Here is a 20,921-nt window from a genome sequence, read left to right on the forward strand (position 1 = left end):
CCAAGACGGAAGCCTATGAACCCGAATTTCCTCGATTTCGAACAGCCGATTGCCGACCTGCAAGCCAAGATCGAAGAGCTGCGCCTGGTGGGTAACGACAACTCGCTGAACATCAGCGATGAAATTGCCCGTCTGCAGGACAAGAGCAGCACCCTGACCGAGAGCATCTTCGGCAACCTGACCAGCTGGCAGATCGCCCGCCTGGCCCGTCACCCGCGCCGCCCGTACACCCTCGACTACATCGATCACCTCTTCACCGAGTTCGAAGAGCTGCACGGCGACCGTCACTTCTCCGACGACGCCGCCATCGTCGGTGGCACCGCGCGCCTGGACGACAAGCCGGTGATGGTCATCGGCCACCAGAAGGGCCGTGAAGTGCGCGAGAAGGTGCGCCGCAACTTCGGCATGCCGCGCCCTGAAGGCTACCGCAAGGCCTGCCGCCTGATGGAAATGGCCGAGCGCTTCAAGATGCCGATCCTGACCTTCATCGACACCCCGGGCGCCTATCCGGGCATCGACGCCGAAGAGCGCAACCAGAGCGAGGCCATTGCCTGGAACCTGCGCGTGATGGCGCGCCTGAAGACGCCGATCATCGCCACCGTGATCGGTGAGGGTGGTTCCGGCGGCGCACTGGCCATTGGCGTGTGCGACCAGCTGAACATGCTGCAGTACTCCACCTACTCGGTGATCTCGCCGGAAGGCTGCGCCTCGATCCTGTGGAAGACCGCCGACAAGGCCGCCGACGCCGCCGAGGCCATGGGCATCACTGCCGAGCGCCTGAAGAGCCTGAACATCGTCGACAAGGTCATCCAGGAGCCGCTGGGCGGCGCCCACCGTGATCCGGCCAAGATGTCCGCGAGCATCCGCGCCGACCTGATCGAACAGCTGGACATGCTCGGCAAGCTCGACAACGACGCGCTGCTCAAGCGCCGTTACGATCGCCTGATGAGCTACGGTCTCTGATGGATTCCAGGGGCCGCTTTGCGGCCCTTTCGCCGGCAAGCCGGCTCCCACAGGGGAATGCATACTTCTGTGGGAGCCGGCTTGCCGGCGAAAGGGGCGTAAAACGCCCCCCGCGATCGCCATCACGGTGAGGCTCAGATGATCAACCTCACCCGCCAGTTTGCCCTTTGGCTCGATGCCCCCGCCTGGTACGTCGCCTTCTCCGGCGGCCTCGACTCTACCGTCCTCCTGCACCTGCTGGCCGATTACGCCCGCAATCACCCCGCGCCCCCCTTGCGTGCCGTCCATGTGCATCATGGTCTGCAAGCCGCCGCTGATGCATGGCCCGCTCACTGCAAGACTGTCTGTGATGCCCTGGGCATCGAACTCGACGTTGTTCACGTTCAGGTAGCCCCGGGTGCCAGTCTTGAGCAGGCTGCCCGCGATGCCCGTTACACCGCGTTCGAAAAGCAGCTTGCCCCAGGCGCTGTGCTGTTCACCGGCCAACACCGTGACGATCAGGCCGAAACCTTGCTGTTCCGTCTGCTGCGCGGCGCCGGCTTGCGTGGTCTGTCGGCCATGCCCGAGGTGCGCTCGTTGGGGCAGGGCAGGCTCGTGCGCCCGCTGCTGAAGGTTTCTCGCGAGCGTTTGCACGCCTATGCCCAGAGCAGGGGGCTGGTGTGGGTTGACGATCCCTCCAATACCGACACCACCTTCGCCCGCAACTTCCTGCGTTCAGAGGTCTTCCCATTGTTGCGCGGTCGTTGGCCCCAGGCCGAAGCCAACCTGGCGCGTAGTGCCGAACACCTGGGCGAGGCCCTGGGCCTGCTTGACGAGTTGGCCGTCACCGACCTGGCCCCGGCCTGCGACAATGCGCCGCTGCCCTGGCTCGGCCTTGCCTCCCTCGACCTCGCCGTACTCCAGGCGCTGTCACCGGCGCGCCAGCGCAATGCCCTGCAATACTGGCTCGGCCGCCGCACGCGCCTGCCGGACAGTCGCCACTGGGCCGGCTGGGACGACTTGCGTGACGCGGCAGGCGATGCCTGCCCGATCTGGCGCCTGACCGACGGTCAGTTGCAGCGTAGCCACGGGCGCATCTGGTGGCTGGACGGGCAATGGCTCCAGGCTCCGGCGGGGGAATGGGCGTGGCCGAACCCGTCCAGGCCTTTGGCGCTGCCGGGCAACGGCCAGGTGTGGCTGGAGGGCTGCGTGGACGACGCAGGCCTGCGCATCGCCTACCGTCAAGGCGGCGAAGTGCTGGAGGTCAGCGGCCGTGGCCGGCGCGACCTCAAGCGTCTGCTCAACGAGCTGCAGGTCCCGCACTTCGTGCGTCCGCGCCTGCCGTTGCTGTACCGCGGCGAGCAATTGCTGGCGGTGGCCAATCTGCCTGGACTCGCTCAGGCCGAAGGCCAACTGCACTGGCAACCGCCGACGAACGTGCAAGGTTTGAGCTGAAGGGTACATTCCGGTAGACTACCCTCCCTTCTTGATACAACTTCTGTGGGTTCCGCGAAAACACAGAGGTTGCCGATTACCAAGCAGTTTTTTGCTGGGCTGATTTCTTAAAATGACGAGCGAGCTCCATGCCGGGGACACCCCTGGTCTGTACAGACGCGGCAGTTTTTCGAGATGCACTGTGATTGACGCAGGTGATCGGGGGCTTCGGCCTTCCTTCGCTTTCTCCGGCGGCGCTGGCCGCCTTAACGCAGACTTCTAGGGTTTTTCATGACGCGCTACATATTCGTCACGGGCGGTGTTGTTTCTTCATTGGGGAAAGGCATTGCCTCGGCTTCCCTGGCGGCCATCCTGGAAGCGCGGGGGCTTAAAGTCACCATGCTCAAGCTGGACCCGTACATCAACGTCGACCCGGGCACCATGAGCCCGTTCCAGCACGGTGAAGTGTTCGTCACCCACGACGGCGCCGAGACCGACCTCGACCTGGGCCACTACGAGCGGTTCATCCGCACCACGATGACCCAGAACAACAACTTCACCACCGGCCGTATCTACGAGCACGTGCTGCGCAAGGAGCGCCGTGGTGATTATCTGGGCGCGACCATCCAGGTCATCCCGCACATCACCGACGAAATCAAGCGCCGCATCATTAAGGGCGCCGGCGATGCCGACGTCGCGCTGGTCGAGATCGGCGGCACCGTGGGCGACATCGAGTCGCAGCCATTCCTCGAGGCCATCCGCCAGCTGCGCGTCGAAGTGGGCTCCAAGCGCGCCATGCTGATGCACCTGACCCTGGTTCCGTACATCGCCACCGCCGGCGAGACCAAGACCAAGCCGACCCAGCACTCGGTCAAGGAACTGCGCTCCATCGGCCTGCAGCCAGACGTGCTGATCTGCCGTTCCGACCACCCGGTCGACGCCTCGTCGCGCCGCAAGATCGCGCTGTTCACCAACGTCGAAGAGCGTGCGGTGATTTCGCTGGAAGACGTCGACACCATCTACAAGATCCCAGGCGTTCTGCATGCCCAGGGCCTGGACGACTTCGTCGTCGAGCGCTTCGGCCTGCAGTGCAACAGCGCCGACCTGTCCGAGTGGGACAAGGTCGTCGATGCCAAGCTCAACCCTGAGCAGGAAGTGACCATCGCCATGGTCGGCAAGTACATGGAGCTGCTGGACGCGTACAAGTCGCTGATCGAAGCGATGAGCCACGCCGGCATCACCAACCGCACCAAGGTCAACCTGCGCTACATCGACTCCGAAGACATCGAGAACCAGGGCACCAGCCTGCTCGAAGGCGCCGATGCCATCCTGGTCCCGGGCGGTTTCGGCCTGCGCGGCGTCGAAGGCAAGATCACCGCGGTGCAGTACGCCCGTGAGAACAAGGTCCCGTACCTGGGCATCTGCCTCGGCATGCAGGTGGCCGTGATCGAATTCGCCCGTAACGTGATGGGCTGGAAAGACGCCAACTCCACCGAGTTCGATCGCAACAGCGGCCACCCGGTCGTTGGTCTGATCACCGAGTGGGCCGATGCCACCGGCGCGGTCGAAACCCGTACCGAAGCCTCCGACCTGGGCGGCACCATGCGCCTGGGCGCTCAGGACTGCCAGCTGGCAGCCGGCTCCAAGGTGCACGACTGCTACGGCAAGGACATCATCACCGAGCGTCACCGCCACCGCTACGAAGTCAACAACAACCTGCTGCCGCAGCTGGTCGAAGCTGGCCTGCAGGTGTCCGGTCGCTCCGAAGACGGCGCGCTGGTTGAAGTGGTCGAGTCCAAGGACCACCCATGGTTCGTCGCCTGCCAGTTCCACCCGGAGTTCACCTCGACGCCACGTGACGGTCACCCGCTGTTCAGCGGTTTCGTCAAGGCTGCCCTGGCACAGAAGAACAAGGCCTGATCCATGACTCAGAAGATCATTCGCGTCGGTAACATCGAGATCGCCAACGACAAGCCGTTCGTCCTGTTCGGCGGCATGAACGTCCTGGAGTCCCGTGACCTGGCCCTGAAGGTCTGCGAGGAGTACGTGCGGGTTACCGAGAAGCTCGGTATCCCTTACGTGTTCAAGGCCAGCTTCGACAAGGCCAACCGTTCGTCGGTCAGCTCGTACCGCGGCCCGGGCATGGAAGAGGGCCTGAAGATCTTCGAGGAGATCAAGCAGACCTTCAACGTGCCGGTGATCACCGACGTGCACGAACCCTACCAGTGCGAACCGGTGGCCAAGGTGTGCGACATCATCCAGCTGCCGGCCTTCCTGTCGCGCCAGACCGACCTGGTCGTGGCGATGGCCAAGACGGGCGCTGTGATCAACATCAAGAAGGCGCAGTTCCTGGCGCCCCACGAGATGAAGCACATCCTCGCCAAGTGCGTCGAGGCCGGCAACGACCAACTGATCCTCTGCGAGCGCGGTTCGAGCTTCGGCTACAACAACCTCGTCGTGGACATGCTTGGCTTCGGCATCATGAAGGAGTTCGAGTACCCGGTGTTCTTCGACGTGACCCACTCGTTGCAGACCCCGGGCGGTCGCGCCGACTCCGCCGGTGGCCGCCGCGCCCAGGTCACCGACCTGGCCAAGGCCGGCATGAGCCAGGGCCTGGCCGGCCTGTTCCTCGAGGCACATCCGGACCCGGACAACGCCAAGTGCGATGGCCCGTGCGCCCTGCGCCTGGACAAGCTGGAACCGTTCCTCAGCCAGCTCAAGCAGCTGGACGACCTGGTGAAAAGTTTTCCGACGGTAGAAACCGCGTAAAGCTCATTTCTCGGGTAAAGTACCGCCCGTTCCACCCCTGACCTTTCGGTCAGGGGCTCCCTTCGCCAGGCCTGCCCGTGCCATGTCGCCTGGTGAACGGCAAGAATTCCCAAAAGCTGCGTTGTTTTCGTCAATTCTGGAGTGCTTACAACAATGGCAAAGATCGTCGACATCAAAGGTCGTGAAGTTCTCGATTCCCGTGGCAACCCCACCGTGGAAGCCGATGTACTGCTCGACAACGGCATCATCGGCAGCGCCTGCGCGCCGTCGGGTGCTTCCACTGGCTCGCGCGAAGCGCTGGAGCTGCGTGATGGCGACAAGAGCCGTTACCTGGGCAAGGGCGTGCTGAAGGCCGTCGCCAACATCAACGGCCCGATCCGCGACCTGCTGCTGGGCAAGGACCCATCGGACCAGAAAGCCCTGGACCGCGCGATGATCGAGCTGGACGGCACCGAGAACAAGGCCAAGCTGGGCGCCAACGCCATCCTCGCCGTGTCCCTGGCTGCCGCCAAGGCCGCCGCCCAGGACCAGGACCTGCCGCTGTACGCGCACATCGCCAACCTCAACGGCACCCCGGGCCAGTACTCCATGCCGGTGCCGATGATGAACATCATCAACGGCGGCGAGCACGCCGACAACAACGTCGACATCCAGGAGTTCATGGTCCAGCCGGTTGGCGCCAAGACCTTCTCCGACGGCCTGCGCATGGGCACCGAGATCTTCCACCACCTCAAGGCCGTACTGAAGGCCCGTGGCCTGAACACCGCCGTCGGTGACGAAGGTGGCTTCGCGCCGAACCTGGCTTCCAACGAAGACGCCCTGGCCGCCATCGCCGAAGCTGTCGAGAAAGCCGGCTACAAGCTGGGCACCGACGTGACCCTGGCCCTGGACTGCGCCGCTTCCGAGTTCTATGAAGACGGCAAGTACAACCTGTCCGGCGAAGGCAAGTCGTTCGACGCCGAAGGTTTCGCCGAGTACCTGAAGGGCCTGACCGAGCGTTTCCCGATCATCTCGATCGAAGACGGCCTGGACGAGTCCGACTGGGCTGGCTGGAAGATCCTCACCGACAAGATCGGCGAGAAAGTCCAGCTGGTCGGCGACGACCTGTTCGTCACCAACACCAAGATCCTCAAGGAAGGCATCGAGAAGGGCATCGGCAACTCGATCCTGATCAAGTTCAACCAGATCGGCTCGCTGACCGAAACCCTCGAAGCCATCCAGATGGCCAAGGCCGCTGGCTACACCGCGGTGATTTCGCACCGTTCCGGTGAAACCGAGGACTCGACCATTGCCGACCTGGCCGTGGGTACTGCCGCTGGCCAGATCAAGACCGGCTCGCTGTGCCGCTCCGACCGCGTCAGCAAGTACAACCAACTGCTGCGCATCGAAGAGCAACTGGGCGCCAAAGCCGTGTATCGCGGTCGTGCCGAGTTTCGCGGCTGAGCAAGAGATGGTAAAAAGGCAGCAGCCGGGGCCCGCTGAACGTTCGTACTGATCGTTTGGCTGTCTCCACGGGTTTCTGTCGACGAAGCCTGGCCTCGGCCAGGCTTCGTGCTATCGGAAGCTCGCTGCGGCGGCCTTTTTTACCCTGGATATCTTCATGCGCAGTCCCTATTGGTTGTTCCTCGTCCTGCTCCTGCTGCTCGGCGGCCTGCAATATCGCCTTTGGGTAGGTAATGGCAGCCTTGCGCAAGTGACCGAACTCAAGCAGCAGATCGCCGACCAGCATGCGGAAAACGAGCGCCTGCTAGAGCGCAATCGTGTGCTCGATGCCGAGGTCCTGGAGTTGAAGAAAGGTATGGAGACCGTGGAAGAACGGGCTCGTCATGAACTGGGGATGGTCAAGGAGGGCGAAACCCTCTACCAGCTGCCACAGAAATGACAAACGAACTGCCGGCCTTCTGGGCCGTGATTCCCGCCGCGGGCATTGGTGCCCGCATGGCTGCCGACCGGCCCAAGCAGTACCTGCAACTGGGCGGGCAGACCATTCTCGAGCATAGCCTCGACTGTTTCCTCGACCATCCCATGCTCAAGGGCGTGGTGGTCAGCATTGCCGAGCACGACCCTTACTGGCCCGGCCTGCGCTGCGCCAGCGATCCGCGTATCCAGCGTGCCCCGGGTGGTGACGAGCGCGCTGACTCGGTGCTCAATGCGCTATTGCTGCTGCACGCCCAGGGCGCGTCGGATGACGACTGGGTGCTGGTGCACGACGCCGCGCGGCCGAATCTGGCGCGTGGCGATCTGGACAAGTTGCTGTCAGCCCTGGCTGAAGATCCCGTCGGTGGATTGCTCGCCGTACCCGCTCGGGACACGCTCAAGCGTGCCGACGGCGAGGGCAGGGTGGCGGCGACGGTCGACCGCAGCACCGTCTGGCAAGCCTACACCCCGCAGATGTTCCGCCTCGGCATGCTGCACCGGGCGCTGGCCGAGTGCCTGGTGTCCGATGTAGCAGTCACCGATGAGTCGTCCGCCATCGAGTGGGCCGGTTATGCGCCGCGCCTGGTCGAAGGGCGCAGCGACAATATCAAGGTGACCCGGCCAGAGGACTTGGAGTGGCTGCGCCAGCGGTGGGCTGGGCGTCGCTGAGCGACGGTCTGACGCCGTACCTGTAGGAGCGGCTTTAGCCGCGATCACCCGCGCAGCGGGTTCCTGATGGCGTTGCCTGCATCGCGGCTAAAGCCGCTCCTGCAAAGGCGTGGTGCGATACTCCGGCAACTGCGCCAACCCTTCCTTGAGATAGTCCACCAACCGCCGCACCTTCGGCGACAGATGCCGCTGCTGAGGATACAGCGCCCACACCGCCGTGTTCGGTGGCTGGTGTCCCTCCAGCAACGACACCAAGGCTCCACTGTGCAGGTGCTCGAGCACGTAGTAGTCCGGCAACTGGCACAAGCCCATCCCCTGCAGCGCCGCATCCAGCACCGCCTGGCCGCTGTTGCAGCGCCAGTTGCCCTGTACCCGCTGGCTGATCTCGCGACCCTCCTGTTGCAGCGCCCACAGGTCGGAGCTGCCGACCAGGCAATTGTGCCGCGCCAACTCCGACACGCTGTGCGGCCGCCCATAGCGCTCCAGGTACGCCGGTGATGCGCACAGGAACATGCGCCGCGGCGCCAGGCGCGTGGCCACCAGCCGGGAATCCTGCAGGCGGCCCAGGCGGATTGCCAGGTCCATGCCTTCGTGCAACAGGTCTAAGGTGCGGTTGCTCAGTTCCACTTCCACCCGTAGCTGCGGATACAGCGCCATGAACCGCGTCACCAGCGGCACGATGAAACGCTCGCCATAGGCCACCGCGCAGGTCATGCGTAGCAGGCCCTTGGGTTCGCTGGCCAGGTCGCCCATGGCGCGCAGCGCTTCCTCGCGGCCATCCTGCAGGCGCTGGCAGTGCTGGAGGAATGTCTGGCCGGCTTCGCTGAGGGTCACTCGCCGCGTGCTGCGGTACAACAGGCGAGTCTGTAGGCGCTCCTCCAGGCGGGCGATCTGCCGGCTGATGTGCGAAGACGACACTCCGAGGCGTTCGGCGGCGGCGGTGAACTGGCCCATTTCTGCCACCGCGACGAATTCGTCGATGCCTTCCCAGCGACTGCTCATGGATTATCCCTGCATGGCAATAATGTTTTGTGAATGCCTGGATTATTCACAAAAAGTCAGTGAATTACACTAACAGCCTGCAATCGACATCTTCTCTGGAGACCCTTGATGATCAAGTCCCGTGCCGCCGTCGCCTTCGAGGCCAAGAAACCCCTGGAAATCGTCGAAGTCGACGTAGCCATGCCCAAGGCCGGTGAAGTGCTGCTGCGCGTCGTCGCCTCCGGTGTCTGCCACACTGACGCCTACACGCTGTCCGGCGCCGACCCGGAAGGCATCTTCCCTTCGATCCTCGGCCATGAGGGCGGGGCGATCGTCGAGGCGATTGGCGAGGGCGTGACCTCGGTGGCGGTGGGCGATCATGTCATCCCGCTGTATACCCCGGAATGTGGCCAGTGCAAGTTCTGCCGCTCGGGCAAGACCAACCTGTGCCAGGCCATCCGCGCCACCCAGGGCAAGGGCCTGATGCCCGACGGCACCACCCGTTTCAGCTACAAGGGCCAGCAGCTGTTCCACTACATGGGCACCTCGACTTTCTCCGAGTACACCGTGCTACCGGAAATTTCCGTGGCCAAGATCCAGAAAGAGGCACCGCTGGAGAAGGTCTGCCTGCTCGGCTGCGGCGTGACCACCGGTATCGGCGCGGTGCTCAATACCGCCAAGGTCAAGCCGGGTGACACCGTTGCCATCTTCGGCCTCGGCGGCATCGGTCTGTCGGCAGTGATCGGCGCGGTCAAGGCCAAGGCTTCGCGCATCATCGCCATCGATATCAACCCGGCCAAGTTCGAGATTGCCCGTCAGCTGGGCGCCACCGACTGCATCAACCCGAAAGACTACGACCGCCCGATCCAGGAAGTGATCGTCGACCTCACCGACGGTGGCGTGGACTTCTCCTTCGAGTGCATCGGCAATGTGCAATTGATGCGCGCGGCGCTGGAGTGCTGCCACAAGGGCTGGGGCGAGTCGGTGATCATCGGCGTGGCCGGTGCCGGCCAGGAAATCGCCACCCGTCCGTTCCAGCTGGTCACCGGTCGCGTCTGGCGCGGTTCGGCCTTCGGCGGTGTGCGTGGTCGCAGCGAGCTGCCGAGCTACGTGGAAATGTCCGAGAAAGGCGAGATCCCGCTGGACACCTTCATTACCCATACCATGGGCCTGGAGGACATCAACAAAGCCTTCGACCTGATGCACGAAGGCAAGAGCATCCGCAGCGTGATCCACTTCTGAGGCCCTCGCCATGACGCTGGAAAACATCTCCTGCCAGAAAAGCTTCGGCGGCTGGCACAAGCGTTACCGGCACAGCTCCAAGGTGCTTGGCTGCGACATGGTGTTCGCGGTGTACCTGCCGCCCCAGGCCGAGCAGGGCGAAAAGCTGCCGGTGCTGTACTGGCTCAGCGGCCTGACCTGCACCGACGAGAACTTCATGCAGAAGGCCGGCGCCCAGCGCCTGGCCGCGGAGCTCGGGCTGATCATCGTCGCCCCGGACACCAGCCCGCGTGGCGAGCAGGTGCCGGGCGATCCGGACGGTGCCTGGGACTTCGGCCTGGGCGCGGGGTTCTACCTCAATGCCATCCAGCAGCCCTGGGCCAAGCATTATCGGATGCACGACTACGTGGTGGAGGAGTTGCCGGCCTTGATCGAGGCGTCATTCCCGGCGTCCGACAGGCGCAGTATCAGTGGCCACTCGATGGGCGGGCATGGCGCGCTGGTCTGCGCCCTGCGCAACCCGGGGCGCTACCGCTCGGTGTCGGCGTTCTCACCGATCAGCAATCCAATGGATTGCCCGTGGGGCGAGAAGGCCTTCAGCCGCTACCTGGGCGAAGACCGGGCGCAGTGGCGCGAGTGGGATGCCAGTGTGCTGCTGGCCGAGGCGGATGAATGCCCGCCGCTGCTGGTGGACCAGGGGGATCGCGATGACTTCCTTGAAAAGCAGCTCAAGCCAGAGGCGCTGGAGCAGGCGGCGCGCAAGGGCGGCCATGGGCTGACCCTGCGCCTGCAGCCAGGCTACGACCATAGCTACTACTTCATCGCCAGCTTCATCGATGAACACCTGCGCCATCATGCGGTGGCACTGGGCAGGGTCTGAGCCGCAGGGCCGTGAAGCAGCCCCATTGCCGCAAAAGCAGGTAGAATCACGCCCTGACTCAATCAGGGCGTTCTTCTATGCGTATTGGCCACGGCTACGATGTCCATCGTTTCTGCGACGGTGATTTCATTACCTTGGGCGGGGTGCGTATCCCCCACAAGTTCGGCCTGCTGGCCCACTCCGACGGCGACGTGCTGCTGCACGCCCTGAGCGATGCCTTGCTGGGCGCCGCGGCGCTGGGCGACATCGGCAAGCATTTCCCCGACACCGACCCGCAGTTCAAGGGCGCCGACAGCCGCGTGCTGCTGCGACACGTGGTCGCTGTCGTGCGTGACAAGGGCTGGAAGGTCGGCAACGTCGACGCCACCATTGTCGCCCAGGCACCGAAGATGGCCCCGCACATCGAGACCATGCGCCAGCAGATCGCCGCAGACCTGCAGGTCGAGCTCGACCAGGTCAACGTCAAGGCCACCACTGAAGAAAAGCTGGGCTTCACCGGCCGCGAGGAGGGCATCGCCGTGCATGCGGTCGCCCTGCTGTTGCCAGCATGACCGAACTGGAACTGCTGGGCCCTCGGGCCTCGGGCGATGTCTTGGGCACCGCGGTGCTCAAGGCGGTGGCTGAAGACTTCCAGGTCGATGAAGTCCTCGATATCCCGTTGTCCGGCCAGGGCGAGCACCTGTGGCTGTGGGTCGAGAAGCGTGACCTCAACACCGAGGAGGCGGCTCGTCGCCTGGCCCGCGCCGCTGGTGTGCCGGTGCGCGCCATCAGCTATGCCGGCCTCAAGGACCGCCAGGCCCTGACCCGCCAGTGGTTCAGCCTGCACCTGCCGGGCAAGGCCGACCCAGACCTGTCCCGTGCCGAGGACGACACCCTGCGCGTGCTCAAGCAGGTGCGTCACCAGCGCAAGCTGCAGCGTGGCGCGCATTCGGCCAATGGCTTCACCTTGCGCCTGACCGCGCTGCAGGCCGACCACCAGGCCCTCGATGCCCGCCTGGAGCAACTCAAGCAGCAGGGCGTGCCCAACTACTTCGGCAGCCAGCGCTTCGGCCATGCCGGTGGCAACGTGCACGACGCCCAGGACTGGGCCGCTCGCCAGGCGCTGCCCGAGCAGCGCAACCTGCGTTCGCGGCTGCTGTCGGCCGGGCGCAGCTATCTGTTCAACCAGGTGCTGGCCGCCCGTGTCGCCGACGGCAGCTGGCAGCGCGCCCAGGTCGGCGACCTGCTGGCCTTCACCGACAAGCGCAGTTTCTTCGTGGCGGGCGAGGCCGAGTGCAGCGACCCGCGCCTGGCCATTCTCGACCTGCATCCGACCGGCCCGCTGTGGGGCGCCGGTGCGGCACCGAGCCAGGGCGCGACCCTGGACCTCGAGTCCACGGTCGCCGGACGTCATCCGGCGCTGTGCGATTGGCTGGCGCGAGCGGGCATGGATCACGAACGGCGTATCCTGCGGCTCCCTATTGGGCGGCTGACGTGGCATTATCCCGAGCCTGATATCCTGCAACTGGAATTCGTCCTTCCGGCCGGATGCTTCGCCACCGTGGTGGTGCGCGAACTCGTCGATCTGGTGCCGGCAGGGCAGACGGACAGCCCATGCGTATTCTGATTTCGAATGACGACGGTGTTACCGCACCCGGCCTCGCCGCGCTGCATGAAGCGTTGGTGGACTATGCCGAGTGCGTGGTGATTGCCCCGGATCAAGACAAGAGCGGTGCCGGCAGTTCGCTGACACTGGACCGGCCGCTGCACCCGCAGACCTTGGCCAACGGCTTCATCAGCCTCAACGGCACGCCTACCGACTGCGTGCACCTGGGGCTCAACGGCCTGCTGCCGGAAACCCCCGACATGGTGGTGTCCGGCATCAACCTGGGCGCCAACCTGGGGGATGACGTGCTCTATTCGGGCACGGTGGCTGCGGCGTTGGAGGGGCGCTTCCTCGGCGGCACCTCGCTGGCCTTCTCGCTGCTGTCGCGCCTGCCCGACAACCTGCCGACCGCCGCCTACATCGCCCGGCGCCTGGTCGAGGCGCAGTCGCGCCTGGAGTTGCCGCCGCGCACCGTGCTCAACGTCAACATCCCCAACCTGCCGCTGGAGCATATCCGTGGCATCCAGCTCACCCGCCTGGGGCACCGCGCGCGGGCCGCGGCGCCGACCAAGGTGGTCAATCCACGGGGCAAGGAAGGCTACTGGATCGCCGTGGCCGGCGATGCCGAAGACGGCGGCCCGGGCACCGACTTCCATGCCGTGATGCAGGGTTACGTGTCGATTACCCCGTTGCAGCTGGACCGCACCTTCAACGATGCCTTCGAGCGCCTCGACGGTTGGCTGGAGGGCCTGCTCTGATGCGCGAACAGGACGATCTGCAGCGCCGCGGCATCGGCATGACCTCCCAGCGTACCCGGGAGCGGCTGATCCAGCGGCTCTATGAGGAAGGCGTGTCGAACGCCAAGGTGCTCGAAGCCATTCGTCGCACCCCGCGTCACCTGTTCGTCGATGAAGCCCTGGCCCATCGTGCCTATGAAGACACGGCGCTGCCGATCGGCCACAACCAGACGATTTCCCAACCGTTCATGGTCGCGCACATGAGCGAGCTGTTGCTCGAGGCAGGCCCCTTGGACAAGGTGCTGGAAATCGGCACCGGTTCGGGCTACCAGACCGCGATCCTCGCCCAACTGGTCGAGCGGGTGTTCTCGGTGGAGCGCATCAAGGTGCTGCAGGACCGGGCCAAGGAGCGCCTGGTCGAGCTCAACCTGCGCAACGTGGTATTCCGCTGGGGCGACGGCTGCGAAGGGTGGCCGGCGCTGGCGCCTTACAACGGCATTATCGTCACCGCGGTCGCGCCTGAAGTGCCACAGGCATTGCTCGATCAGTTGGCGCCGGGCGGGCGCATGGTGATCCCGGTCGGGCCGGCGGGGGAGACCCAGCAACTGATGCTGATCGTGCGCGAAGAGCATGGCTTCTCGCGCCGGGTACTTGGGGCCGTGCGCTTCGTGCCGCTGCTCAATGGCCCACTGGCCTGAACGGCGCCACGGAATATTTGCGCCGACGACGAATTCTTGCGTCTGGGCCCTGTCTATCTGGCGTGGCGCTTTTCGTACACCGAGCAGGCCAACAGCGAGTCACCTCAAGCAGGGTGGCTCGGTTATAATTGAAACAATATTGCATTTTGTATCGTCATTTTTGACAGCATGAGGGGAGCGCGGGTGGGTCACACAGGCATGCGGCAGCGCAAGGATCGGTCGGTATTGAAGCTTCTGGTGATCGCGCTGGCCATGGGGACCCTGCTGGCTGGCTGTTCCAGCACCAGCTCGAACGGCGCCCGCGTGGTCGACCGCAACAACGCCGCGCCCAAGCGCCCGACCGTCACCTCCGGGCAGTACATCGTCAAACCGGGCGACACGCTGTTCTCCATCGCCTTCCGCTACGGTTGGGACTACAAGGAGCTGGCGGCGCGCAACAATATTCCCGCCCCCTACACCATCCGCCCGGGCCAGCCGATCCGTTTCAGCAGCGGCGCGGGGGGCAGCACAACGGTCGTCGGCAGCACTTCGTCGTCGAGCCGGACCACCGTGATCCGCCGGCCGGTCGCCACCACGGCACCGGTGACCAGCAATGGCAAAAGTGCCACAACTGCCCCTTCCACCACCTCGCAAACGGTTGCCCAGGTGCCCGCCGCAGAGCGCGCCGTCGGCGGTTGGACGTGGCCGGCGAACGGCGTGCTGATTGGAAAATTCGCTTCAAACGGTAGTTTGAATAAAGGCATTGATATCGCCGGTGATTTGGGACAGCCTGTTTTTGCTGCGTCTGATGGAGCGGTGGTCTACGCCGGCAGTGGCTTGAGGGGCTATGGCGAGCTCATCATCATCAAACACAGCGATACCTACGTCAGTGCCTACGGTCACAACCGCAGGCTTTTGGTTCGGGAGGGGCAGCAGGTCAAGGCAGGGCAGACGATCGCAGAAATGGGGTCCACGGGCACTGATCGGGTGAAGCTGCATTTCGAGATTCGCCGCCAGGGCAAACCCGTCGATCCTCTCCAGTTCCTGCCACGCCGTTGATCATTGTCCCGGCCTGTTCCTTGGATGTAGAGGGGACAGGCTCCAGCGCTGCCATGGAAGGGTGACGCTCGAGTCTGAGTTCGAACTCAGCAAAGGACTATAACAATGGCTCTCAGTAAAGAAGTGCCGGAGTTTGACATCGACGATGACCTGCTTCTGATGGAGACGGGCATCGTTTTGGAAACGGATGTGGTGTCAGACGAACCTGCTGTACCTTCGGTTCGGACCAAGTCGAAACAGGGCGCATCGCTCAAGCAGCACAAGTACATCGACTACAGTCGGGCACTTGATGCGACCCAACTGTATCTCAACGAAATCGGCTTCTCGCCCCTGCTTTCGCCAGAGGAAGAAGTGCATTTCGCGCGCCTGTCGCAAAAAGGCGACCCCGCAGGGCGCAAGCGGATGATCGAAAGCAACCTGCGCCTGGTGGTCAAGATCGCCCGCCGTTACGTCAATCGTGGCCTGTCGCTGCTCGACCTGATCGAGGAAGGCAACCTGGGCCTGATCCGTGCGGTGGAGAAGTTCGACCCCGAACGCGGTTTCCGCTTCTCGACCTACGCGACCTGGTGGATCCGCCAGACCATCGAACGGGCGATCATGAACCAGACCCGCACCATCCGCCTGCCCATTCATGTGGTCAAGGAGCTCAACGTCTACTTGCGCGCCGCACGTGAACTGACGCAGAAGCTCGACCACGAGCCGTCGCCCGAAGAGATCGCCAGCCTGCTGGAGAAACCGGTGGCCGAGGTCAAGCGCATGCTCGGCCTGAACGAGCGGGTGTCCTCTGTGGATGTCTCGCTGGGGCCGGACTCCGACAAGACGCTGCTCGACACCCTCACCGACGATCGTCCCACCGACCCATGCGAACTGCTGCAGGATGACGACCTGTCGCAGAGCATCGACCAGTGGCTGGGCGAGTTGACCGACAAGCAGCGTGAGGTGGTGGTACGGCGATTCGGCCTGCGTGGGCATGAAAGCAGTACCCTGGAGGATGTCGGGCTGGAGATCGGCCTGACCCGTGAGCGGGTGCGGCAGATTCAGGTCGAAGGGCTGAAGCGCCTGCGCGAGATCCTCGAGAAGAATGGCCTGTCCAGCGAGTCGCTGTTCCAGTAGTCAGTGACGTGCGCCAGGCAGACGCCCCGACTTTGTTCGGGGCGTTTGCGTAAGTGGCTTGGCGAACACTTTGATCGATACCAACGAAAAACCCCGCCATCAAGGCGGGGTTTTCGTTTAGCCAGCAACGGTTTACTGGATCTGGCTGACCGATCGTGGTGCAACCGGTTGGTTGTCGTTGGAGATGGTCACTTCCACACGACGGTTCTGCGCACGGCCGGAGTTGCTGCCGTTGTCCGCTACCGGATACTCCTTGCCATAGCCTTGGGCGACGATGCGCGCAGGGTCCACGCCGGCACGCACCAGTGCCATGCGCACTGCGGCGGCGCGACGTTCGGAGAGGGTCTGGTTGTAGTTGGCCGAACCGACGCTGTCGGTGTAGCCCTCGACGATCACCTTGCGCTCAGGGTTTTCCTGGAGGAACTGCGCCAGCTTGGTGACGTTCGGGTAGGCGCTGCTCTTGAGCTCGGCCTTGTTGAAGTCGAACAGCACATCGCCGAAGGTCACCAGGGTGCCACGGTCGGTCTGCTTGGCGTTGAGGCTGTCCTGCAGTTTCCTGATCTGCGCGTCGCGGGCGTCGAGCTTGGCCTGGGCGCGTTGCGCCGCGGCATTTTTCAGCTCGCCTTCGGCGGTGCGCAGGGCGATGGTCTGCTTGGCCACTTCGACGCGTTGATTGGTGAGGTAGGCGAGCTGGTCGACCTTCTTCTCATCCTCGCGATCCATGTAGGCCTTGTCGGCCTTGTTCAGCCAATCCTGGGCGTCCTTGGTCTCGAGCGCGGCCACCTTGCTCGACTGCGGATCGCTCTGCAGGGCGGAGAAGTTGGTGCGGGCCGACTCGAGGTTGGCGTTCGGGTCGTGGGAGCAGGCGGCAAGGCCGACGCTCAGGGCCAGCAGGGCGGGAATCATGACGTAGTTGCGCATAGTGTTCATCCTTTGATCTTTAAACGAAGGCTATAGAGGCAGGGCAGGCTTACTCAGCGCTGCGCAGGCCTTCCTCACGTACGTCCTGGACGCCCTGGCGGGCATCCTGCACGGCCTTCTGGGCCTTGGCAGCCTGGGCTTTGCGCTCGGCAAGGCGGGCGTCCCATTCGGCCTGCTCGGCCAGCAGCTTGGCATCGTCATACTTCTTGTCGTGCATGGCGATTTCGGCCTTCTTGAACTTGTCCTGGGCAGCCTTCATTTCCACTGCTGCGAACTCGGTGCCACCGGCGCTGACTGCCGAGTTGACCGCCGATTGGGTCACGGCGTACTGCTCGGTAGGTGGCTTGCCCGCGCAGCCGGCCAGCACCAGGCTGCTGCCCAGGGCCAGCGCGGCCAGCTTGAGCCCGCGCAGATGAGTAGAGGAAGGTTGTGCGATGCGGGTCTTCATGGTGGTCAACTCCATTGGGTCACTCCTGTTAAACGACGATGCCACGCAGTGACAATCGCTGTTCCCCTGTTGCCAGCGTCGGGCGCAAAGGCCCGTGTTTACAGGGTTTTGCCGTGATGGCTATTGGCTGTGACCGAAGCGTTTTTTGAATAGTTCAGAAAAATTTGCACGCTAAAGGTATTTTTTTCTGACTAATCAGTCAGCGGATTTCGCCTGGAACTTCCGCTGTAGATGACGGTATGCCGGGCAGTGCCCGGCACCCGAAGTGGCTCAGTGCGAGGGGTCTTTCTGTACCCGGCCAAGGGCCTGCAGGTGGCGCCGGGACAGGGCCAGAAAGCGCGGCGTAGGGCCGATGTCCTCGTACAACGGGTCGCCTTCCTCATCGGTGGCGATCACCTGTTGGCCCTTGACGTAGGGGAAGCTGGCCTCGAGTTCTTCCAGTGCCGCCGCCACCAGCTCGCCCAGGAGTTCCTCGGGGCTGCGCTTGGGGTACATGTCGATCAGCGCGGCCAGGCGCGCTTCTGCTTCCATGTCCAGGTGCAGGACATGGCCGGTCGGGCTCAGGCGGCCGGCGGCGTTCTGTTCCCAGTGCTGGGCGAGTTGGCGAATTTTCATGATGACCTCTGTCAAAGCCTGGAGTGGCATTGCTTCGGATGACCTGTGTTTACTTTAGTTGCTTTGGCGGCTTGCGGCTTGCCAGGGGCGGGCGCGAGTGGGCACTCTTGGGCGCATGCGGTTTCCTGGAGTGGAGAAGGCTGATGAGTGATATCGATCTGCGCTTGCGCGAGGATGTGCACCTTTTGGGAGAACTGCTTGGCGAGACCATCCGCCAGCAGCATGGCGAGGCGTTCCTGCAGAAGATCGAGGACATCCGCCACAGCGCCAAGGCCGACCGGCGCGGGGCGGGCGAGCAACTGAGCTCGACCCTGGGCGACCTGGCCGAGGAGGACCTGCTACCGGTGGCGCGGGCGTTCAACCAGTTCCTCAACCTGGCCAACATCGCCGAGCAGTACCAACTGATCCGCCGCCGTGACGCCGGCCAGCCCGAGCCGTTCGAGACCCAGGTGCTCCCCGAGCTGCTGGCGCGCCTGAAAGCAGCTGGCCACGGTAATGATGAACTTGCCCGGCAACTGGGCAAGTTGCACATCGAGCTGGTGCTCACCGCCCACCCCACCGAAGTGGCCAGGCGCACCCTGATCCAGAAGTACGACGCCATCGCCGCGCAGCTGGCCGCGCAGGATCACCGCGACCTGATCCCGGCCGAGCGCCAGCAGGTGCGTGAGCGCCTGCGCCGGTTGATCGCCGAGTCCTGGCACACCGAGGAAATCCGCAGGACCCGGCCGACGCCGGTGGACGAGGCGAAGTGGGGCTTCGCGGTGATCGAACACTCATTGTGGCAGGCAGTGCCCAGCCACCTGCGCAAGGTCGATACGGCACTGTTCGAGGCGACCGGGCTGCACCTGCCGCTGGAGGCGGCGCCGGTTCGCTTTGCCTCCTGGATGGGTGGTGATCGTGACGGCAACCCCAATGTTACGGCGGCGGTAACCCGCGAAGTGCTGTTGCTGGCGCGCTGGATGGCCGCCGACCTGTTCCTGCGCGATATCGACTACCTGGCCGCCGAGCTGTCCATGCAGCAGGCCAGCGCCGCGCTCAAGGAAAAGGTCGGGGACAGCGCCGAACCTTACCGGGCGCTGCTCAAGCAGTTGCGCGACCGCCTGCGTGCCACCCGCGCCTGGGCCCACGCCTCGTTGGCCGCGACGCAGCCGGCCAGCGCGGCGGTGCTGGCGGACAATCGCGACCTTATCGCGCCGCTGGAGCTGTGCTACCAGTCGCTGCATGAGTGCGGCATGGGCGTGATCGCCGACGGCCCGTTGCTCGACTGCCTGCGCCGGGCGGTGACCTTTGGCCTGTTCCTGGTGCGCCTGGACGTGCGTCAGGACGCTGCCCGTCATCGCGATGCGCTGTCGGAAATCACCGACTACCTCGGCCTTGGCCGCTACGCCGAGTGGGACGAAGAGCGACGCATCACCTTCCTCCAGACCGAACTGAAGAACCGCCGCCCCCTGCTGCCGGCGCATTTCCAGCCCCAGGCCGATACCGCCGAGGTACTCGCCACCTGCCGTGAAATCGCTGTGGCCCCGGCGGCGTCGCTGGGGTCGTACGTGATTTCCATGGCCGGCGCGGCTTCCGACGTGCTGGCGGTGCAGTTGTTGCTGAAAGAGGCTGGGCTGACCCGGCCGATGCGCGTGGTACCCCTGTTCGAGACCCTGGCCGACCTGGACAACGCAGGCCCGGTCATGGAGCGCCTGCTCGGGCTACCCGGCTATCGCGCCGGCCTGCACGGCCCGCAAGAGGTAATGATCGGCTATTCCGACTCGGCCAAGGATGCCGGTACCACGGCGGCGGCCTGGGCGCAGTACCGCGCCCAGGAAAACCTGGTACGTATCTGCCGTGAGCACCAGGTCGAGCTGCTGCTGTTCCATGGTCGCGGTGGCACCGTCGGACGTGGCGGCGGCCCTGCCCACGCGGCAATCCTGTCGCAGCCGCCGGGTTCGGTGGGCGGCCGTTTCCGCACCACCGAACAGGGCGAGATGATCCGCTTCAAGTTCGGTCTGCCGGGCATCGCCGAACAGAACCTCAATCTCTACCTGGCCGCGGTGCTGGAGGCGACCCTGTTGCCGCCACCGCCGCCAGAGCCGGCCTGGCGCGCACTGATGGACCAGCTGGCCGCCGACGGGGTCAAGGCCTACCGCGCCGTGGTGCGCGAGAATCCTGACTTCGTCGAGTACTTCCGCCAGTCCACCCCAGAGCAGGAGCTTGGCCGCCTGCCGCTGGGCAGTCGCCCGGCCAAGCGCCGCGCCGGCGGCATCGAAAGCCTGAGGGCGATCCCTTGGATCTTCGGCTGGACCCAGACACGGCTGATGCTGCCGGCCTGGCTCGGCTGGGAGACCGCGCTGAGCAATGCCCTGGCACGCGGGCAGGGGGCGCTGCTGGCGCAGATGCGCGAACAATGGCCGTTCTTCCGTACCCGCATCGACATGCTGGAAATGGTCCTGGCCAAGGCCGATGCGCAGATCGCCGAGGCCTACGACGAACGTCTGGTGCAACCCGAACTGCTGCCGTTGGGCGCGCACCTGCGCGACCTATTGTCGCAGTCGTGCCAGGTGGTACTGGGTCTGACCGGGCAGTCGGTGCTACTGGCGCACAGCCCGGAAACCCTGGAATTCATCCGCCTGCGCAACACCTACCTGGACCCGCTGCACCGCCTGCAGGCCGAGTTGCTGGCACGCTCGCGCAGTCGCGAAGCCGCTCTGGACAGCCCGTTGGAACAGGCCTTGCTGGTGACGGTGGCCGGGATCGCGGCCGGGTTGCGCAACACCGGTTGAGTTCACCCCACGGCGGTCGCGGCGCGAGGCGGAGCTGGCCGTGGCCGCGCCCTCCACGGCCGGTTGCGCCCGGCGCAACCTGTCCCCCGGCAAGCCGCAAGTGGCGCATTCCTGCCACTTTGGGACGCTTGTCGGGGGGGCGGGCGCTGTGTATCTTGAGCAGCCTTTTGACCGATTTTGCG

At 64.5% G+C, this 20,921-nt stretch carries 20 protein-coding genes; 16 read left to right on the top strand and 4 right to left on the bottom strand.

The genetic code is table 11. The features are described from left to right. Window positions 1-15: 15 nt before the first annotated feature. The 7 genes from CCOS191_RS05730 (at window position 16) to ispD (ending at window position 7,731) form a co-directional block, all read left to right on the top strand. Window positions 16-963, top strand: a complete 948-nt coding sequence (locus CCOS191_RS05730) for an acetyl-CoA carboxylase carboxyltransferase subunit alpha (protein ID WP_023628729.1) — start codon at window positions 16-18, stop codon at window positions 961-963. A 138-nt stretch (window positions 964-1,101) separates the two neighbouring features. Beyond that, complete coding sequence (gene tilS / locus CCOS191_RS05735) at window positions 1,102-2,397, top strand: tRNA lysidine(34) synthetase TilS (RefSeq protein WP_046854403.1); 1,296 nt, start codon at window positions 1,102-1,104, stop codon at window positions 2,395-2,397. A 270-nt stretch (window positions 2,398-2,667) separates the two neighbouring features. Further along, a complete protein-coding gene (locus CCOS191_RS05740; RefSeq protein ID WP_046854404.1) occupies window positions 2,668-4,296 on the top strand; it encodes a CTP synthase in 1,629 nt (542 codons plus the stop codon). Between the two features lie 3 nt (window positions 4,297-4,299). Beyond that, window positions 4,300-5,145, top strand: a complete 846-nt coding sequence (kdsA, locus tag CCOS191_RS05745) for a 3-deoxy-8-phosphooctulonate synthase (protein WP_046854405.1) — start codon at window positions 4,300-4,302, stop codon at window positions 5,143-5,145. 153 nt (window positions 5,146-5,298) lie between these two features. Beyond that, window positions 5,299-6,588, top strand: coding sequence for a phosphopyruvate hydratase (gene eno, locus CCOS191_RS05750; RefSeq protein WP_008099635.1), 1,290 nt, complete (start codon window positions 5,299-5,301; stop codon window positions 6,586-6,588). 157 nt (window positions 6,589-6,745) lie between these two features. Beyond that, complete coding sequence (gene ftsB, locus CCOS191_RS05755) at window positions 6,746-7,027, top strand: cell division protein FtsB (RefSeq protein WP_011535259.1); 282 nt, start codon at window positions 6,746-6,748, stop codon at window positions 7,025-7,027. Continuing rightward, complete coding sequence (gene ispD / locus CCOS191_RS05760) at window positions 7,024-7,731, top strand: 2-C-methyl-D-erythritol 4-phosphate cytidylyltransferase (protein ID WP_046854406.1); 708 nt, start codon at window positions 7,024-7,026, stop codon at window positions 7,729-7,731. The genes ftsB and ispD overlap by 4 nt, the downstream gene beginning before the upstream one ends. Before the next feature lie 87 nt (window positions 7,732-7,818). Here the strand turns inward: ispD and CCOS191_RS05765 are convergent, their stop codons facing one another. After that, on the bottom strand, window positions 7,819-8,733 hold the full coding sequence (locus CCOS191_RS05765) for a LysR substrate-binding domain-containing protein (RefSeq protein ID WP_046854407.1): 915 nt from the start codon (window positions 8,731-8,733) through the stop codon (window positions 7,819-7,821). Between the two features lie 108 nt (window positions 8,734-8,841). Here CCOS191_RS05765 and CCOS191_RS05770 point away from each other — a divergent pair, with 108 nt between their 5' ends. The 8 genes from CCOS191_RS05770 (at window position 8,842) to rpoS (ending at window position 15,984) form a co-directional block, all read left to right on the top strand. Further along, window positions 8,842-9,954, top strand: coding sequence for an S-(hydroxymethyl)glutathione dehydrogenase/class III alcohol dehydrogenase (locus CCOS191_RS05770; RefSeq protein WP_031315222.1), 1,113 nt, complete (start codon window positions 8,842-8,844; stop codon window positions 9,952-9,954). 10 nt (window positions 9,955-9,964) lie between these two features. Continuing rightward, complete coding sequence (gene fghA / locus CCOS191_RS05775) at window positions 9,965-10,813, top strand: S-formylglutathione hydrolase (RefSeq protein ID WP_046854408.1); 849 nt, start codon at window positions 9,965-9,967, stop codon at window positions 10,811-10,813. Window positions 10,814-10,890: 77 nt separating this feature from the next. Beyond that, window positions 10,891-11,364, top strand: coding sequence for a 2-C-methyl-D-erythritol 2,4-cyclodiphosphate synthase (gene ispF, locus CCOS191_RS05780; RefSeq protein WP_028690655.1), 474 nt, complete (start codon window positions 10,891-10,893; stop codon window positions 11,362-11,364). Beyond that, window positions 11,361-12,419, top strand: a complete 1,059-nt coding sequence (truD, locus tag CCOS191_RS05785) for a tRNA pseudouridine(13) synthase TruD (RefSeq protein ID WP_046854409.1) — start codon at window positions 11,361-11,363, stop codon at window positions 12,417-12,419. The genes ispF and truD overlap by 4 nt, the downstream gene beginning before the upstream one ends. Continuing rightward, window positions 12,407-13,156 carry a 5'/3'-nucleotidase SurE gene (gene surE / locus CCOS191_RS05790; protein WP_046854410.1) on the top strand — a complete coding sequence of 250 codons (750 nt, stop codon included), beginning with the start codon at window positions 12,407-12,409 and terminating at the stop codon, window positions 13,154-13,156. The genes truD and surE overlap by 13 nt, the downstream gene beginning before the upstream one ends. A gap of 38 nt (window positions 13,157-13,194) precedes the next feature. Then, window positions 13,195-13,833, top strand: a complete 639-nt coding sequence (locus CCOS191_RS05795; protein WP_162175259.1) for a protein-L-isoaspartate(D-aspartate) O-methyltransferase — start codon at window positions 13,195-13,197, stop codon at window positions 13,831-13,833. Window positions 13,834-14,016: 183 nt separating this feature from the next. Continuing rightward, a complete protein-coding gene (locus CCOS191_RS05800) occupies window positions 14,017-14,871 on the top strand; it encodes a peptidoglycan DD-metalloendopeptidase family protein (protein ID WP_046854411.1) in 855 nt (284 codons plus the stop codon). A 105-nt stretch (window positions 14,872-14,976) separates the two neighbouring features. Further along, complete coding sequence (gene rpoS / locus CCOS191_RS05805; protein ID WP_011535249.1) at window positions 14,977-15,984, top strand: RNA polymerase sigma factor RpoS; 1,008 nt, start codon at window positions 14,977-14,979, stop codon at window positions 15,982-15,984. 132 nt (window positions 15,985-16,116) lie between these two features. On the opposite strand, the gene CCOS191_RS05810 is transcribed toward rpoS, so the two are convergent. The 3 genes from CCOS191_RS05810 to CCOS191_RS05820 all read right to left on the bottom strand — a co-directional run bounded on the left by CCOS191_RS05810 (window position 16,117) and on the right by CCOS191_RS05820 (window position 17,968). Next, window positions 16,117-16,905 (bottom strand): OmpA family protein, encoded by a 789-nt coding sequence (locus CCOS191_RS05810; protein WP_046854412.1) that lies wholly within the window; start codon window positions 16,903-16,905, stop codon window positions 16,117-16,119. A gap of 49 nt (window positions 16,906-16,954) precedes the next feature. Beyond that, window positions 16,955-17,368, bottom strand: a complete 414-nt coding sequence (locus CCOS191_RS05815; protein WP_046854413.1) for a DUF4398 domain-containing protein — start codon at window positions 17,366-17,368, stop codon at window positions 16,955-16,957. 255 nt (window positions 17,369-17,623) lie between these two features. Beyond that, complete coding sequence (locus tag CCOS191_RS05820; protein ID WP_046854414.1) at window positions 17,624-17,968, bottom strand: hypothetical protein; 345 nt, start codon at window positions 17,966-17,968, stop codon at window positions 17,624-17,626. Between the two features lie 143 nt (window positions 17,969-18,111). On the opposite strand from CCOS191_RS05820, the gene ppc reads away from it, so the two are divergent. After that, entirely contained in the window at window positions 18,112-20,739 is a 2,628-nt protein-coding gene (gene ppc, locus CCOS191_RS05825) for a phosphoenolpyruvate carboxylase (RefSeq protein ID WP_046854415.1), read from the top strand. The last annotated feature ends 182 nt before the right edge of the window (window positions 20,740-20,921 follow it).

It is taken from the genome of Pseudomonas sp. CCOS 191, assembly GCF_001007005.1.
Classification (GTDB): Bacteria; Pseudomonadota; Gammaproteobacteria; order Pseudomonadales; family Pseudomonadaceae; genus Aquipseudomonas; species Aquipseudomonas soli.

Excerpts from the sequence above, each read along its gene's own strand:
- kdsA (WP_046854405.1), top strand. The coding sequence starts at position 4,300 with ATGACTCAGAAGATCATTCGCGTCGGTAACATCGAGATCGCCAACGAC.
- fghA (WP_046854408.1), top strand. The coding sequence starts at position 9,965 with ATGACGCTGGAAAACATCTCCTGCCAGAAAAGCTTCGGCGGCTGGCAC.
- CCOS191_RS05815 (WP_046854413.1), bottom strand. The coding sequence starts at position 17,368 with ATGGAGTTGACCACCATGAAGACCCGCATCGCACAACCTTCCTCTACT.
- eno (WP_008099635.1), top strand. The coding sequence starts at position 5,299 with ATGGCAAAGATCGTCGACATCAAAGGTCGTGAAGTTCTCGATTCCCGT.
- CCOS191_RS05765 (WP_046854407.1), bottom strand. The coding sequence starts at position 8,733 with ATGAGCAGTCGCTGGGAAGGCATCGACGAATTCGTCGCGGTGGCAGAA.
- truD (WP_046854409.1), top strand. The coding sequence starts at position 11,361 with ATGACCGAACTGGAACTGCTGGGCCCTCGGGCCTCGGGCGATGTCTTG.
- CCOS191_RS05810 (WP_046854412.1), bottom strand. The coding sequence starts at position 16,905 with ATGCGCAACTACGTCATGATTCCCGCCCTGCTGGCCCTGAGCGTCGGC.
- surE (WP_046854410.1), top strand. The coding sequence starts at position 12,407 with ATGCGTATTCTGATTTCGAATGACGACGGTGTTACCGCACCCGGCCTC.
- CCOS191_RS05730 (WP_023628729.1), top strand. The coding sequence starts at position 16 with ATGAACCCGAATTTCCTCGATTTCGAACAGCCGATTGCCGACCTGCAA.
- rpoS (WP_011535249.1), top strand. The coding sequence starts at position 14,977 with ATGGCTCTCAGTAAAGAAGTGCCGGAGTTTGACATCGACGATGACCTG.
- tilS (WP_046854403.1), top strand. The coding sequence starts at position 1,102 with ATGATCAACCTCACCCGCCAGTTTGCCCTTTGGCTCGATGCCCCCGCC.
- ppc (WP_046854415.1), top strand. The coding sequence starts at position 18,112 with ATGAGTGATATCGATCTGCGCTTGCGCGAGGATGTGCACCTTTTGGGA.
- CCOS191_RS05770 (WP_031315222.1), top strand. The coding sequence starts at position 8,842 with ATGATCAAGTCCCGTGCCGCCGTCGCCTTCGAGGCCAAGAAACCCCTG.
- CCOS191_RS05740 (WP_046854404.1), top strand. The coding sequence starts at position 2,668 with ATGACGCGCTACATATTCGTCACGGGCGGTGTTGTTTCTTCATTGGGG.
- CCOS191_RS05820 (WP_046854414.1), bottom strand. The coding sequence starts at position 17,968 with ATGAAAATTCGCCAACTCGCCCAGCACTGGGAACAGAACGCCGCCGGC.
- ftsB (WP_011535259.1), top strand. The coding sequence starts at position 6,746 with ATGCGCAGTCCCTATTGGTTGTTCCTCGTCCTGCTCCTGCTGCTCGGC.
- ispD (WP_046854406.1), top strand. The coding sequence starts at position 7,024 with ATGACAAACGAACTGCCGGCCTTCTGGGCCGTGATTCCCGCCGCGGGC.
- ispF (WP_028690655.1), top strand. The coding sequence starts at position 10,891 with ATGCGTATTGGCCACGGCTACGATGTCCATCGTTTCTGCGACGGTGAT.
- CCOS191_RS05795 (WP_162175259.1), top strand. The coding sequence starts at position 13,195 with ATGACCTCCCAGCGTACCCGGGAGCGGCTGATCCAGCGGCTCTATGAG.